10 protein-coding genes are annotated in these 15,195 nt (G+C 56.7%); 5 read left to right on the top strand and 5 right to left on the bottom strand.

Annotated features, from left to right (window positions below):
- Nucleotides 1-197 precede the first annotated feature (197 nt).
- Nucleotides 198-413 carry a hypothetical protein gene (locus tag JYB84_RS12700; RefSeq protein ID WP_207320423.1) on the top strand — a complete coding sequence of 72 codons (216 nt, stop codon included), beginning with the start codon at nt 198-200 and terminating at the stop codon, nt 411-413.
- 6 nt (nt 414-419) lie between these two features.
- Here JYB84_RS12700 and JYB84_RS12695 read toward each other — a convergent pair whose 3' ends face one another.
- From JYB84_RS12695 to barA, 5 genes are all read right to left on the bottom strand, one after another.
- A complete protein-coding gene (locus JYB84_RS12695) occupies nt 420-2,243 on the bottom strand; it encodes a thiamine pyrophosphate-binding protein (RefSeq protein ID WP_207320422.1) in 1,824 nt (607 codons plus the stop codon).
- A gap of 279 nt (nt 2,244-2,522) precedes the next feature.
- A complete protein-coding gene (gene recN, locus JYB84_RS12690; RefSeq protein WP_207320421.1) occupies nt 2,523-4,184 on the bottom strand; it encodes a DNA repair protein RecN in 1,662 nt (553 codons plus the stop codon).
- Nucleotides 4,185-4,295: 111 nt separating this feature from the next.
- The gene (locus JYB84_RS12685) at nt 4,296-5,252 is read right to left on the bottom strand and encodes an AEC family transporter (RefSeq protein ID WP_207323220.1); all 957 of its coding nucleotides are present in this window, start codon (nt 5,250-5,252) and stop codon (nt 4,296-4,298) included.
- 94 nt (nt 5,253-5,346) lie between these two features.
- Nucleotides 5,347-5,946, bottom strand: a complete 600-nt coding sequence (locus tag JYB84_RS12680; RefSeq protein WP_207320420.1) for a YjaG family protein — start codon at nt 5,944-5,946, stop codon at nt 5,347-5,349.
- Nucleotides 5,939-8,764, bottom strand: a complete 2,826-nt coding sequence (barA, locus tag JYB84_RS12675) for a two-component sensor histidine kinase BarA (RefSeq protein WP_207320419.1) — start codon at nt 8,762-8,764, stop codon at nt 5,939-5,941. The genes JYB84_RS12680 and barA overlap by 8 nt, the downstream gene beginning before the upstream one ends.
- A 99-nt stretch (nt 8,765-8,863) precedes the next feature.
- On the opposite strand from barA, the gene rlmD reads away from it, so the two are divergent.
- The 4 genes from rlmD to JYB84_RS12655 all read left to right on the top strand — a co-directional run bounded on the left by rlmD (nt 8,864) and on the right by JYB84_RS12655 (nt 15,161).
- The gene (gene rlmD, locus JYB84_RS12670) at nt 8,864-10,201 is read left to right on the top strand and encodes a 23S rRNA (uracil(1939)-C(5))-methyltransferase RlmD (RefSeq protein WP_207320418.1); all 1,338 of its coding nucleotides are present in this window, start codon (nt 8,864-8,866) and stop codon (nt 10,199-10,201) included.
- Nucleotides 10,202-10,311: 110 nt separating this feature from the next.
- Nucleotides 10,312-12,516 (top strand): GTP diphosphokinase, encoded by a 2,205-nt coding sequence (gene relA / locus JYB84_RS12665; RefSeq protein ID WP_207320417.1) that lies wholly within the window; start codon nt 10,312-10,314, stop codon nt 12,514-12,516.
- 101 nt (nt 12,517-12,617) lie between these two features.
- Complete coding sequence (gene mazG, locus JYB84_RS12660; protein WP_207320416.1) at nt 12,618-13,427, top strand: nucleoside triphosphate pyrophosphohydrolase; 810 nt, start codon at nt 12,618-12,620, stop codon at nt 13,425-13,427.
- Nucleotides 13,428-13,523: 96 nt separating this feature from the next.
- A complete protein-coding gene (locus JYB84_RS12655; RefSeq protein WP_207320415.1) occupies nt 13,524-15,161 on the top strand; it encodes a CTP synthase in 1,638 nt (545 codons plus the stop codon).
- The last annotated feature ends 34 nt before the right edge of the window (nt 15,162-15,195 follow it).

Raw genomic sequence — 15,195 nt, 5'->3', positions numbered from 1 at the left:
CGCACATTTGCTGCTCCGAAACTGGTTGCTTTCGGGATAATAGCAAACCCTGCCTTTGGATAGTGAATCAGCTGGTCGGGCCTGTATAAGGATCTGCGTGTGGTATCACTGGACACTAATTCGCCAGACAGTTTGCTGCTGACAGGGGTGATCAGTTAGGTTACCAGCGGCAATGGCCAAGTTTACAAGGAAACTGTATGACACTTGTCCGTCCCGCCAGCAAATATCAGGAAGCCAGGCAACTGCTCAACGAGCCAATGAATATCGGCAGTCTGCGCCGTTACCGCGAGTTGGCGGCCGACAGGCAGCACCCGGAAGCAGCTGCCATTGCCTCACTCAATCAGGCCTTTCGTGATGCCGTCTCCGGCGATGAAGAACTGTTTTTTATGGCCCTGGAGCAGGGCCTGCTCTGACGGCCCTCAGTGGGCCGCTTCTTCCCAGTCATCTCCTTCACCGCACAGGGCATGCCAGGCGGCTGTTGCCTCCGGCTGACCATTTTTAAAGCCGATGTAGGTATTGAGTTTGTGGCAGGTTTCGCTTTGGCTATCCCTGTCCACGCTGGTGGGGATCTCCAGCAAGTGCAAACCACCATTCTTCGCCGCAGCCTTGAGCGCCGAGATCAATGAGGCTTGGCTGTCGCAGCTTTGGTGTTGGCCACCATAGGCGCGGATCAACAACTCAGGGCTGAATCTCTCGTCATTACAGGCATAGATAGGGGCATCACCGGCCTTTCCCAGATGGAAAATGTTGTTGCGCATATAAAGGATGATGAGGTTGGCATTCTGTTTTTGCAGGTTAATCAGCTCATTGGCCTGGAAGTTGAAACCACCGTCACCTGTGAGCAGCAGCAAGGGTTGTTGCTTGCCGCGGGCTCTCAGTTCATCAGCCACAGCCCTGGCGTAGGGCAGGCTGGTGCCCATGGCCGCATACCAGGGGTTGGCCATGAAACTGCGTCCAAGTGGACTGCCAAGGGCCAGCAGTTCAAAGCTGGCGAACAGGGCATTACCCACTTCGGGAATAAAGATAAAGCCCTGGTCGAGTTCCTTTTGGGCCTGGTTAATGGCGCTGGCCAGGTTGGCGTAGCCCAGGGTTGATGCGAGTTCACCCTGAGGCAATTTCTGCTGCTGATTGCACCAGACGCTAGCGCAGGGACGCAGATCGGCGCGTTGTTCCAGTGCATCGAGCACGGCCACTATATCCCTTTCCCAACGGGCCGTACCCTTGAGCATGGTTTTGTTGTTATGGGTATCTATTCTGTGGGTGCCGCTGGCAAAGGCGTTGTTGGTGTCCGATGCCAGGATGGCCGTGCCTATCTCCAGCACATAATCGGCTACTTTATCTATGTACTCCTGGCCGGCGCAGCCGCTGAATACGCCGTTATAACTGCCAAGGCACAGGGGGGCTGATTCATCCACCATACCTTTGGCAAACCAGCTGACGGCGTAGGGCAGTTGCAGGCGCTCACACATACGCACCAATCTGTCCAGCAGTGGCTGATTCAGGCGCAGTTTTTCCCCGAGAAATACCATGGGGTGACTGGCGGCCGTCAGTTTGGCAGCGATTTCAGCGGCGATGAGCTCGGCCCCCATCAGATTGAGATTCTGACTTTCTTTCAATGTGGCCAGAGAGTCTGGCAGCGACAGCGCCTGGGTGGGCTGATATACCAGATCCCTGGGAACCTCGATATACACGGGCTGGCGATTGAGCAGTGCCCAGCTAAGCAGCTCCAGGCATTGCTCGGCAGCAATATTGGGCTGACCACTGTGACGCTGGCCCTGAAGACGTTCAGCGCGGATCCCCAGTGCCCGAAAGGCATTGAGGGCCGCGTCGAGATCCCTGTGCCAGCCACTGCCGGGATGCACAGTGTGGTGCAGTGCCAAACCGCTGTTTTCATTTTCACCCGGTGCCCCGGAGAGGAATATCACCGGTAATCCTTCGGTACGGGCGAGGGCGGCGGCACTGACGCAGGGCAGGCTGCCAACTGTATAAGTGGTCAGGCAAACCCCCATGCCGGCCAATTCCGCCTGGGCGCAGGCGCTGAAGCCGGCGTGCATTTCGTTGCTTGAAGGCAGTACCTCCAGCTCTGTGGCCAGGCTGTTGATCAGGTTGGCAACGAAGTCACCGCCAACGCCGTACAGGCGTTCAACACCAAAAAAACGCAATAACCTGGCTATGCTGTGGCCGAGTTCGGGAAGTTGACTGCTGTAGGCGTGACCGAAATTCTGTTCTATGGTGGGCAACATATGCCGTGGCTCCAATGGAAAATATTGGCCGCAGCTTAAGTAATATTTGGTCGGTAAAATTTGACCTGGATCAGTATCGCCGGCGCGGACGCCATGGAGCTTAAAGTTAAATTGGCACTCCAGCCTGACAGTTGCGGGTGCTATTTGTGTAAGCTAATGATATTGAATGGCTTATTGCTGTATCGCTGGCTTGACAGCACAGGAGGGAATTCTGATGTTTCTGGTTCGCGGATCCGGCATTTGCCCCCGGGTCCTTGAACCCGGGGACTGCAAGGGTTTTTAACCCGCCAACAGTTCGCGGGCGTTGGCCAGGGTGTTGCTGGTGATGGTGTCACCGCCAAGCAAGCGGGCCAGCTCTTGAACCCGTTGTTCCTTATCAAGCGCTTGCATCGTCGTTTCCGTTTGGCCGGCCTTGCTGTGCTTGTTGACCAACATGTGCTGATGGCCATTGCCCGCTACCTGGGGCAGGTGGGTGACGCACAGCACCTGGGTTGATTCACCCAGGGTGCGCAGCATGCGGCCCACGACGGCGGCGGTGGGACCGGAGATCCCGACGTCCACCTCGTCAAATATCAAGGTGGGGGTTGCCACCTTGCGGGCGGTAATCACCTGGATCCCGAGACCTATGCGGCTGAGCTCGCCGCCGGAGGCGACCTTGGCCAGTCCCGCCAGGGGCTGGCCCGGGTTGGTGGTCACCAGAAACTCCACAATGTCGCTGCCATTGGGGCCCATGAGTTCGGGATTGAAGTTGACCTCAATGCTGAACTTGCCCTTGGGCATATTCAGTTCGTGGATGGACTGGGTCACCAGTTTATCCAGTTCCTTGGCATAGCGGCTGCGGCTTTGGCTCAGTTTCTGGGCCTGCTGCAGGTAGGCCTCGCGGCTGGCCACAACCTGGGCCGCCAGCTCTTCAAGCTGCTCTTCATCCGAGTCCAGGGTTCGCAGTTCGTCCGCCAACGCCCTGTGATGCTCATGGAGCTTGTCGGCGCCGACATGGTGTTTACGGGCCAGCGTCATGGCCTTGGACAGGCGTTCTTCCAGAAAAGCGAAGTGCTCGGGATCCAATTCCAGATTTGACAGGTAACGCCCAAGTTCGCTGCTGCTTTCCTGCACCTGGATCAGGGCCTCATTGAGCATATTGCCAATGGGGGCCAGGGTGGGATCCAGGCCTTCCAGGGTGGCGGCCAGGGAAACTGCCTTGTTGAGCAGGGATTCGATATTGCCCTCATCGGACTCAGACAACAGCGCCAGGGTATGCTGGCAGTCTTCAATCAGCGCCGTGCCGTTGGCCAGACGTTTATGCTCGACTTCAATTTCTTCAAACTCGCCGGCCTGCAGGTTGAACTCATCCAGTTCTTCCACCTGATATTGCAACAGCTGTTTGCGGGCAATACGTTCCTGCTGCGATTGTTGCAGTGACTCAAGCTCGGCTTCCACCTGGCGGCAGCGTTGGTAGGCGGCCAGCACGGCGTCACTCAGCAGTTTGTGATTGGCGTAGCTGTCGAGCAGGTTGAGCTGATGCTCGCTCTTCAGCAAAGCGTGGTGGGCGTGCTGACCGTGGATGCCGATAAGGAATTGCCCCACGGCCTTGAGCTGACTCAGAGGCACAGGATTGCCGTTAATATACGCCCGGGAGCGGCCATCGCTGGTGATGGTGCGCCTCAGGATGCATTCATCATCCAACTCAAGATCATTGTCTTCCAACCAACGCTTTGCCAGGGGCACATCTTCCAGGGTGAAGCGGGCGCTGACTTCGGTCTTGCTGGCGCCGGGGCGTACCGCTGCAGCGTCGGCACGGTTGCCAAGGCACAGGCCGAGGGCGTCGATGGCAATGGATTTACCCGCCCCCGTTTCGCCTGTGATGCTGGTCATGCCGGGGCGAAAATCCAGTTCAAGAAAGCGGACAATGGCAAAATTGTTGATGCTGAGTTGGCAAAGCATAATGAATTCCTGTCGAATAACTCACCAAAGCACTGTATTGATGAACAGTATATACTGATTTTATATACAGTAAATATGCGGGTGAGGATCTTGCGAAGGTATTTACTTATCTTATTGAATAAAAAATGTATTTAGTACTTCCAGCCAAAGCGGCAACGCCAACAGCGTCAGTACTGTCCCCAACATTATCCACTGGGCCGACTGTTCATCAAGGGTTTGATAGCGCTGGGCCAGCAGATACACACTGGCGGCCGTGGGCATGGCGGCCAGCAAGGTGCCCATGACCCTGAGCTCACCGGTTACCCCGAAAAGGGAAAACAGTACCAGGGCCAATAGGGGTTGCAGCAGCAACTTGGCAAAATTGATCAGGGTCTGCTCAGTAGCACTGCTGAACCGGCTGCCATCTCCCGTTTGGCGCCGCATGGCCTTGGCCAGCACTATGCCGATGGCAAACAGGGCACAGGGACTTGAGCTTTTGCCTATCAGTTGCAGTGCTGTATCCAGGGACGATGGGATCTTAACCGTCAATGCCGAAACCATTATGCCTGCCAGACACCCGAGCACTATGGGATTGGTGACCAGGGTGCGCGCCATGGTGAGCAGGGGATGGCGGGGGCTGTTGTTGCGGGCCAGATCCAGTCTGACCAGGGCGAAAGCGAACATGCCCACAGATAACAGGCTGGTCATGGCGGTGGCCATCAGGGCCAGGGGATCCTCGGGGTACAGCATCATCAGCACCGGGATGCCGATAAAGGCTGTGTTGCCAAAGGTGACGGCGAGGGCGCGGATGTTGGCCTCACTGTGACTGCCATAGCGGAGCGACAGCTTTTGGCATAGGCCATAGGTCAGCACCATGGCCAACAGGTAGGCGGCGATAAAAGGGCCGTTAAGTATGGTGGCTATGGGGGTTTTGGCCAGGCTGATAAAGAGGATGGCCGGAAAGGCGAGATAGTAGACGTATTCGTTGAGCCAAATGTCGGTTTTGGATGGCAGCCATCTGAAACGCTGGGCCAGGGCGCCCAGCAGCATTATGGCCAGCACTGCCAGCAGTGGCAGTAAAATCATCAACATGGCTAAGGATTCCTCGACAGGCCTGTTGGATGCACTGGGGGCAGATTAGCATGATGGCGACTGGGGTCGCCATCCGTCTATGGTCGAAGGGTTATTGGGCGCTGATGCCTATGTTGGACACCCCTTGACTCACCAGCTCCTTGCGCAATGCCTTGATGAAATCGGCATCCATTTCCGGATTGTCTTCCACCAGATCCAGCAACCAGGCCTGCAGTTCCCGCTCTTCCACCATGGCTTCGTGGCCGTAGATAAAGTCATCCAGCGCATCATCTTCCAGGTCGGTATCGCTGATGGCTTCAATATAGTTGGCGACCGTACTGGAGGACAGTTTGCTGATATTGGTGATGTCTTCTTCAATCTTGCTCTGCAGCGCACCGAGCAGGGCGCTGACTGCCACTATTGCATCCATGGCCGGATAGGCTCCATAGACATCAAAGTTTTCCGGGTCCGGAGTGATTTCGTCGAGCTTCTCCAGATACATTTCCAGATTCAACTTGAGCTTGCGGTCATACAGGGATTGCCATAACAGGTTCAGCACCGTATCGAGCAGCTTGGCATCGCCGAACTCACACACCTCGGCGAACAGTTGGTAATTGGGATACATACGCTGGCACAGGGCGGTGGCAAACAACTGCTTCTGTGGCAGAGATAAGGCCTTGAGGCGTTTGAAGAATCCGGGTTTTTCACTCATGAAGAAGGTCCGCTGACATCTGGGAAATCACTTGGGTTGCCGCCGATTCTACCTTAGTTAGTTCATCAAGTAACTCAAGGATTTCCGGTTCCACATCGCTAATGTCACCACCGCGTTTGAGACTGGACTCTATGTCCTGGCACAGCTTTTGGGTGGTGGGTACACCGCAGTAACAACTGGCACCGTGTAATTTGTGCACCACAGTGACCATCTGCTCATTGTCGTGCCGGTCGAGCGCCAGTTCAATTTTTGCCACGGTATCGGGCAGGGATTCCACCAGCATCTGCAGCATGTCCAGCGCCAGATCCTGTTTGTGGTTGGCCTGGGTCAGGCACAGCTCCCAATTGAGGGTGCGGCTGTCGAAATGGGTAAACTTGGGGCGGGTGAGCCAACGGCTGATGACCCCTTTAAGGGCGGCCTCATCTATGGGCTTGGGCAGGTAACCATCCATGCCGCTGCCGAGGATCCGCTCCCGTTCCTCGTTGATGGCGTGGGCCGTGACCGCAATGATGGGGGTATTGCGGTTGAGTGAGTCCTGACGGATAAGGCGGGTGGCGGTAATCCCATCCGTGCCGGGCATTTGTATGTCCATGAATATCAAATCAAAACTGCGGCTCTTGGCCAGGGCAACCGCCTCATCGCCGCTGCCGACGGCCACCACGTGGGTCACCAGTTCTTTGAGCAGGGTATCAATCAATTTCAGGTTGGCCAGGTTGTCATCCACCGCCAGCACATTGAGGGCGTGACGCCGCTCGGGTACCGGCTCGGGCAATGGCGGCGGTACATAGCCGCTATCTACGGCCGGATACAGCAGTAATTGCGCCAGGGTGGTTTCTATCAGCGGCAACTCCACCAGCTGATCAACCCCAGCCTGGAGCTCACGGGTATAGACCTCGGGTTCCAGGCAGTCGTTGAGTAGCAACAGGTTGTCGGTTTGTTGTCTGGCTTCATGTATCTGCTGTTTGAGTGCCTTGAGATCGGCAAAACCATGGCAGCTCATGAGTATATGTTGGAAGCGCCTGCCATTGAGAGCATGGTGCAGCGAGTTCAGATCCTGGGCAGTGGCCAGATCCATTTGCCAATGGCTGAGCATGTTGGCGATGGCACTGCGGGTGAGTTTGCGCGGTTCAAACAGCAACACTGTCTGGCCGGTTAGTTTACTCAGCGGCAGGGTGTCGGCTATCGGGAACTGGCTCAATTGCAGCGGGATCACAAACCAGAAGCTGGAGCCCCGTCCGGGCGTTGAGCTGAAACCAATCTGACCGCCCATCTGATTCACCAGGCGCTTGGTGATCACCAATCCTAAGCCGGTGCCGCCAAAGCGGCGGGAAATGGAGGAGTCGGCCTGGCCAAAGGCCTGGAACAGCAATTCCTGCTGGCCTTCTTCTATGCCTATGCCCGTGTCTATGACTTCACCCCTCAGGGTGACAGAGTCCTCATCCTGGGCCGCCAGCAGGAGCCGCAGGCGCACGCTGCCCTTGTCGGTAAACTTGATGGCATTGCCCACCAGGTTGGTGACTATCTGGCTGACACGCATGCCGTCACCGGTCAGGTTCTCTGGAATGGCGGGGTCGATATCGACCACCAGCTCCAGCGATTTTTCCCGGGCGGCACCGGCCACCAGGCGCAGGGTGTCTTCCAGGCTGCTGCGCAGGGCAAAGGGCATATTTTCCAGCACCATTTTGCCGGCTTCCAGCTTGGAGAAGTCGAGAATATCGTTGATGATGCCGAGCAGGTTGGTGGCGCTGCGCTCAATGGTCTTGATGTATTCCAGTTGGCTCGTATGCAGCGGTGTTTTCAGCAGTTGCCGGGCAAAGCCTATGACACCGTTCAGCGGGGTGCGCAGCTCGTGGGACATGTTGGCCAAAAATTCCGATTTGATGCGGCTGGCCTCCAGGGCCCGCTTTTTGGCCAGATCCAGCTCCACGTTCTGGATCTCAATCTGCTCCAGGGTTTCCCGCAGATCCGAGGTGGCCTGGTCAATGTTCTGTTGCATCTCGTCGTGGTATTCCGACAAAGAGCCCGCCATGGCGTTAATACCGCGTTTGAGCAGGTCGAGCTCACCTATCAGGTTGCCCTCAAGGCGGGTATCCAGCTTACCCTCGCGGATCTTGGCCACCACCCGCACCATCTCGGTAATGGGCTGGGTGACGTTTTTCACAAGACGGAAGGTAAACAGCAGGTTCAGCTGCACGCCGATGAGCACTATGATAAAGGCAGCCACCGCCGCCCTGTGCTGTTCCAGCAGCGCCTTTTCCTTGTTGAGCAACAGCGAGACATAGCCCAGCAGCTTGGCATTGGACTGGTCCGGCATCAGCACAGTATCTCCCTCGACCTCGGTCTCCCCCATGGGAGGAGCAGCCTCGTCCAGGGCGCCTGGCTTGATGGAGCTGTAGATGGGGGCACGCAGGATCAGGGTATCGCCCACCTGCTCGTGTTCGGTGCCGGCCAGCTGGGTAATGGCCTCCTTGTAACGCATTACCTCAAAGTCCTTGTGGTAATGGGAGGTCACAAACAGCTGGTTGTTGATATCGAAAATGGCGATGGATTTGACCAGGGTGGACTTGTTCAGCTGTGCCGCGGCCAGCAGCCGTTTGCTTGCTTCCCGGTTGTTGGCGGCCAGGCCCACTTCGCTGGCAATGGCCAGGGGCTCTATGATGTTACTGCCCTGTTCTATCAGGGTTGCTTCGAGCTCATAGAAGCGATTTATGGTAAAGTAACTGCCCAGCAGAATACCCACCAGTATGGTGGGGGCCAGCGCGAGCACCAAAACCCAGGAACGCAGACTGTATTTGGTCATGTTGTTGGCGCTGTTCATGGGGCTGCGTATGTCCGTGATAAGAATATCCTTATTGGGTTATTAGACTGCCAGAAAGGCACCTGTCTTGACCAGATATTTATTGATTGTGAGACCTTAATGGCACAATTTTTTAAAGCAAAACCAAACAGATCGAAAAAACTGTCCTCCAAACTGAGCCTGGAGGTGACCCAGTTGGATCACCTGGGCGCCGGTATGGCCGAACACGAGGGCAAGTGGGTGTTCATTCCCGGGGCCCTGCCCGGCGAACGGGTGCAGGTGCAGCTCATTGAGCAGAAAAAAAACTATGCCCGGGCCAAATTATTGCAGATTGAAAGCGCATCTGCCGCCCGCATTACCCCGCCTTGCCCCCATTATGCCGAATGTGGTGGTTGCGACATGCAGCACCTGTCGCTCGAAAGTCAGCGTGAATTCAAGAGCCAGGCCCTGGAAAACATCCTCGCCCGCAGCACGGGTGTCGGAAGCGATGCGCTGGAAAATCCTCTGATTGCCGATGGTTGGCACTATCGTCGCCGGGCCCGTTTGGCCACCTTGCTCGACAAGGATACACAACAGTTGCAGCTGGGATTCCGTGCCGAGGCCAGCAAGGCCGTAGTGCCCATCTCTCAGTGCCCGGTACTGGCCAAAGCCCTGTCGGATCTGATTGCGCCTTTGGCAATTGTGCTCAATCGCCTTAAGGGCAAACAGCGCCTGGGGCATGTGGAGCTGATTGAGGCCGACAATGGCCGTTTCCTGGTGCTGCGGATTACCGCGCCCCTGGTGGCTGCGGACAGAAAGCAACTGCAAGCCTTCGCCGAGGAGCACAAGATAAGCCTGCTGTTTGTCGACAACGAGGGTGAGCTGGAATATCTCCATGGTGAGGCCCGGCTGCCCAGATACCAACTGGAACAGGGCAAGCTGTCACTGGCCTTTGCCCCGGGCAACTTTATCCAGGTCAATGGCGTCATCAACCAGGCTATGGTGCAGCAGGCCATGGACTGGCTCGACATACAGCCCGGCGAGCGGGTGCTGGATCTCTTCTGTGGTGTGGGCAATTTCAGTCTGCCGCTGGCCAGCCGCGGCGCCGAGGTGGTGGGCGTGGAAGGGGTGACCGAGATGGTGCTGCAGGCCAGGAGCAATGCCGCCGACAATGGCTTTGAGACGCTGCGCTTTTTCGGCGCCGATCTCAGTGCCGATCTCAGCACCGAGCCCTGGCTCGGCAAGATTGACAAGCTGCTGCTGGACCCGGCCCGCGCCGGTGCCTATGAGAGTCTCAAGTGGCTGAAGAAGATGAAACCAACTCGGGTGCTCTATGTGTCCTGTAATCCGGCGAGCCTGGCCCGTGATGCTGTGTTGTTGCTGGATGCGGGTTACAAACTCACTCGCCTGGGTCTGGTGGACATGTTCCCCCAGACCCATCACAGCGAGGCCATGGCCTTGTTTGAATTGGCTAAATAGCGCCATAAAGCAAATTTAATGTGCAAACGGGACGCCAGCGTTTGACAAGCGCGTGGCAATCCTGAAGATAGGGTGTTTAACCTCAGCAAGGGATAAGGAATCCGCAACAGATGGTGTCAGTTCGCGAAGCGCACTTCAACGATCCCGATTTTCACCTCGACCAGTGGGTAGCCCGCTACGTCGAAGAACCGGCTGAAGCGGCCATGCTGCTGGAGCTGCTGCGCACAGTGGAAGCCCTGCCGGTCAAGGACAAGGTTGCCCACCAGGCGCTGCTGGCCCGTGCCCGCGAAATGATAGAGATATTGGCGCCACTGAATATGGATATAGAGACGCTGCAGGCAGCTGTGCTCTTTACCGTGCAGGAGGCGGGGCTGCTCAAACACGACAAGCTGTGTGAGCAATTCGGTGAACGTTTGGGCAAGCTGGTGGCCAGTGTGGTCACCATGAACGCCATCAGTACCCTGAAACTCAATAATCTGGGGCGCGACAACGAATCCCAGATAGACAATATCCGCAAGATGTTGCTGGCCATGGTGGAAGATGTGCGCGCCGTGGTGATTAAACTGGCCGAGCGGGTATGTTTGCTGCGGGCGGTGAAAAATGCCGACGAGGAAACCCGGGTGCTGCTGGCGCGGGAAATCGCCGACATTTACGCCCCGCTGGCCAACCGCCTAGGCATAGGTCAGCTCAAGTGGGAGCTGGAAGATATTTCGTTCCGCTATTTGCATCCCGAGACCTACATGGAGATTGCCAAGCAGCTCGATGGCAAGCGCATTGATCGGGAAACCTTTATCGATCGCTTTGTCAGCGATTTGCAGGCCAAGCTGGACGAGGAGCATATTCGCGCCAAGGTCTATGGCCGGCCCAAACACATCTATTCCATCTGGCGCAAGATGAAGGGCAAGCACCTCAAATTCGATGAGCTGTTTGACGTGCGCGCGGTGCGCATAGTCACAGATCGTTTGCAGGACTGCTATGGCGCCCTCGGTGTGGTGCACACCCTGTATCATCATATTCCGCGGGAATTTGACGACTATGTCGCCAACCCCAAGCCCAACGGTTACCAGTCCATCCACACTGTGGTGGTGGGGCCCGAAGGCAAAACGGTGGAAATTCAAATTCGCACCGAGGCCATGCATCAGGATGCCGAACTCGGGGTCGCCGCCCACTGGAAATACAAGGAAGGCCACGCCGGCAAGCAAAGCGGCTACGAAGAGAAAATCAACTGGCTGCGCAAAATTCTGCAATGGCAGGAAGACGTGGTCGAGAGCGGCAACCTGGTGGAGGAAATCCGCAGTCAGGTGTTCGAGGACAGGGTCTATGTCTTTACCCCGTCCGGCGAAGTGGTGGACTTGCCCGCAGGGTCAACCGTGCTCGATTTCGCCTATTACATTCACTCCCAGGTGGGCCACAAGTGCATTGGCGCCAAGGTGGATGGCCGCATTGTGCCCTTTACCTATCAGGTGGAGACGGGGGAGCGGATTGAAATCATCACCTCCAAGCACCCCAATCCCAAGCGCGATTGGCTCAATCCCAACCTGGGCTACATCAAGACCTCCCGTGCCAGGAGCAAAATTCAGCACTGGTTCAAGCAACAGGACAGGGATAAGAACCTGGCCGCCGGCCGCGAAATGCTGGAGAGCGAGCTGGGCCGCGTTGGCCTGACCCTGAAAGATGTCGGCAGTGCCATCGAGCGCTTCAACATGACCAATATGGACGACCTGCTGGCGGCCATAGGTGGCGGCGATGTGCGCCTTAATCAGGTGGTTAACCACGTCCAGAGCCGGATGCGGGTACACGAGATCTCCGATGAAGAGGCGGTGGAAGATCTGGTCAAGAAGGGCCAGCTGAAACCCATCACCAAGAGCCGGGATCAGATTGAGGTTAACGGCGTTGGCAACCTGCTGAGCCATATAGCCCAATGTTGCCGTCCTGTGCCCGGCGATGAGATCTTTGGCTTTATCACCAAGGGTCGCGGTATTTCTGTGCACAGGGCCGACTGTGAGCAGGTCAAGGAACTGATGCGCGCCCATCCGGAGCGCAGCGTGGATGTGGTTTGGGGCGAGAACTACTCCGGTGGTTACAAGATCCGTTTGCGGGTGCTGGCCAATGACAGAACCGGGTTGCTGAGGGATCTCACCTCCGTGCTGGCGGCGGAAAAGTCCAACGTGCTTGCCATGAGTTCCTCGTCCGATATCAAGACCCAGACCGCCGCCATAGAGCTGGAGCTGGAGCTGTATAACGTCGATGGCCTCTCAAGGGTGTTGTCCAAGCTCGGCCAGGTGGATGGCGTGATAGAAGCCAGAAGACTGTAGCTCGATAGCGTCAAGAGGCTGCCCGGCAGCCTCTTTTTTTATGGCGCGACTTTAAGATGTCACCCTTTATGACGTCAGCGCCGCGTTAAGGAATGTAATCAATGACCCAATCCATCCATAGCGATATCCAACCCCTGCTGGATATCATGCAGAAACTGCGGGACCCAGACACCGGCTGCCCCTGGGACAAGGCCCAGAGTTTTGCCACCATAGTGCCCTTTACCCTGGAGGAAGCCTATGAGGTGGCGGACACCATAGAGCGCATGGATTTGCAGGAACTGCCCGATGAGCTGGGGGATCTGCTGTTCCAGGTGGTGTTTTACTGCCAGCTTGGCAAGGAGCAGGGGCTGTTTGATTTTGGCGAAGTGGTGAAGCGCATTTGCGCCAAGCTCACCTCGCGCCACCCGCATGTGTTTGGCGAGCTGGCCGTAAGCAGCAGTGAGCAGGTCAAGGACAACTGGGAAGCCATCAAGGCCACAGAGCGCAGGGCCAAGGACAAGCATTCGGTGCTCGATGATGTGCCCCTGAGCCTGCCGTCCCTGAGCCGGGCGTTGAAAATCCAGAAGCGGGTCGCCAGGGTGGGCTTTGATTGGCCTGATCTTGATCCCGTGGTGGCCAAGGTGCACGAGGAAATCGAGGAAGTGCTGGCGGAAACCCGCGCCGCGACCGTCGATCGTGAGGCCCTGACGGCTGAAGTGGGCGATCTGTTATTTGCGGTGGCCAACCTGTCCCGACACCTGGGAATCGACCCCGAGCTGGCGCTGCGCCAGGCCAATCGCAAGTTTGAAACCCGCTTCCGGGCGGTGGAAGAACTGGCCTGTGCCGATGGCAAATCATTGACCGATCACGACCTCGCCAGCCTTGATGCTTTCTGGGATCAGGTCAAGTTGGCTGAAAAATCTGCCGATTGAGGTTTGTCGAAAGCGGGCGGCTTTGATATACTGTCGCCCCGTCCTGGTGCTTTCTTACAAGCACATATATTCACACTCATTTTTCTCAGGTTCAGCATGACGACAAGGTATATCTTCGTGACTGGCGGCGTGGTTTCGTCGCTGGGTAAAGGCATTGCAGCAGCATCACTGGCAGCTATCCTCGAGGCACGGGGCCTCAACGTGACCATCATGAAGCTGGATCCTTACATTAACGTCGATCCGGGTACCATGAGCCCAACTCAGCATGGTGAGGTCTTTGTGACCGAGGACGGCGCAGAAACCGATCTGGACCTGGGCCACTACGAGCGTTTCATCCGTACCAAGATGAATCGCCGCAACAACTTCACCACCGGACGTATTTACGAAGAAGTATTGCGTAAAGAGCGTCGCGGTGATTATTTGGGTGCCACCATTCAGGTGATCCCGCACATTACCAACGCCATCAAGGAAAAAGTGCTGGCCGGCGGCGAAGGTCACGATGTGGCCATAGTCGAAATCGGTGGCACAGTGGGTGATATCGAATCCCTGCCGTTCCTCGAGTCCATCCGTCAGTTGGCGGTGGAACTGGGCCGTGACCGCAGCCTGTTCATGCACCTGACCCTGGTGCCTTTCCTCGGCGCTGCCGGCGAAGTGAAAACCAAGCCGACCCAACACTCGGTGAAGGAGCTGCGCTCCATTGGTATAGCGCCTGACGTGCTGATTTGCCGTGGCGACCGCGCCATCCCAGCCAATGAAAAGGCCAAGATTTCCCTGTTCTGTAACGTGGAAGAGCGTGCGGTTATCTCCCTGAAGGACGTGGACTCAATCTACAAGATCCCGGCGCTGCTGCGTTCACAGGGTCTGGATGAACTGGTTTGCAAGCGTTTTCACCTGGAATGCCCCGAGGCCGATCTGTCCGAGTGGGAAAACGTGATTTATCAGGAAGCCAATCCCAATGGCGATGTCACCATAGGTATGGTCGGCAAGTACATTGAGCTGCCTGATGCCTACAAGTCGGTGAACGAAGCGCTGAAACACGCGGGTCTGAAGAACCGCCTGACGGTAAACATCAAGTACATCGATTCACAAACCGTTGAGGCCAAGGGCGATGAAGTGCTCGAAGGTCTGGACGGCATCCTGGTTCCCGGTGGTTTCGGTGAGCGCGGCGTGGAAGGCAAGATCCTGGCCGCCAAGTATGCCCGTGAGCACAAGCTGCCTTACTTCGGTATCTGCCTTGGTATGCAGGTGGCACTGATTGAGTTCGCCCGTAACGTGGCCGGCCTCACAGATGCGCACTCTACCGAGTTCAACAAGCAAACGCCTTATCCGGTTGTGGGTCTCATCACAGAATGGATCGATAAAGAAGGTAATATTGAGCAGCGTGATGAAGCCTCGGATCTGGGCGGTACCATGCGTCTGGGTGCGCAGCTGTGCCATCTCAAGGAAGGCACCAAGGCAGCACTGGCTTATAAGGGCAGCAGCTGTATCGAGCGTCATCGTCACCGCTATGAAGTAAACAACAATTACGTGGAACGACTGGAACAGGCTGGTCTGGTATTCAGTGGCCTGTCATCTGACCGCAAGCTGGTGGAGATGATCGAACTTGCCGATCATCCTTGGTTTGTGGCCGGTCAGTTCCATCCGGAGTTTACCTCCACGCCCCGTGACGGCCATCCGCTGTTCGAAGGCTTTGTGGCGGCAGCCAGTGCGTATCAGAAACGCAACCTGAGCTAATCCCATGGGCCGGCGCTGCACTTGCAGCTCCGGC

It is taken from the genome of Shewanella cyperi (assembly GCF_017354985.1).
Lineage (GTDB): Bacteria > Pseudomonadota > Gammaproteobacteria > Enterobacterales > Shewanellaceae > Shewanella > Shewanella cyperi.
The sequence above is the reverse complement of the archived record's forward strand: the minus strand, read 5'-3'. Positions and strand labels throughout refer to the sequence as shown.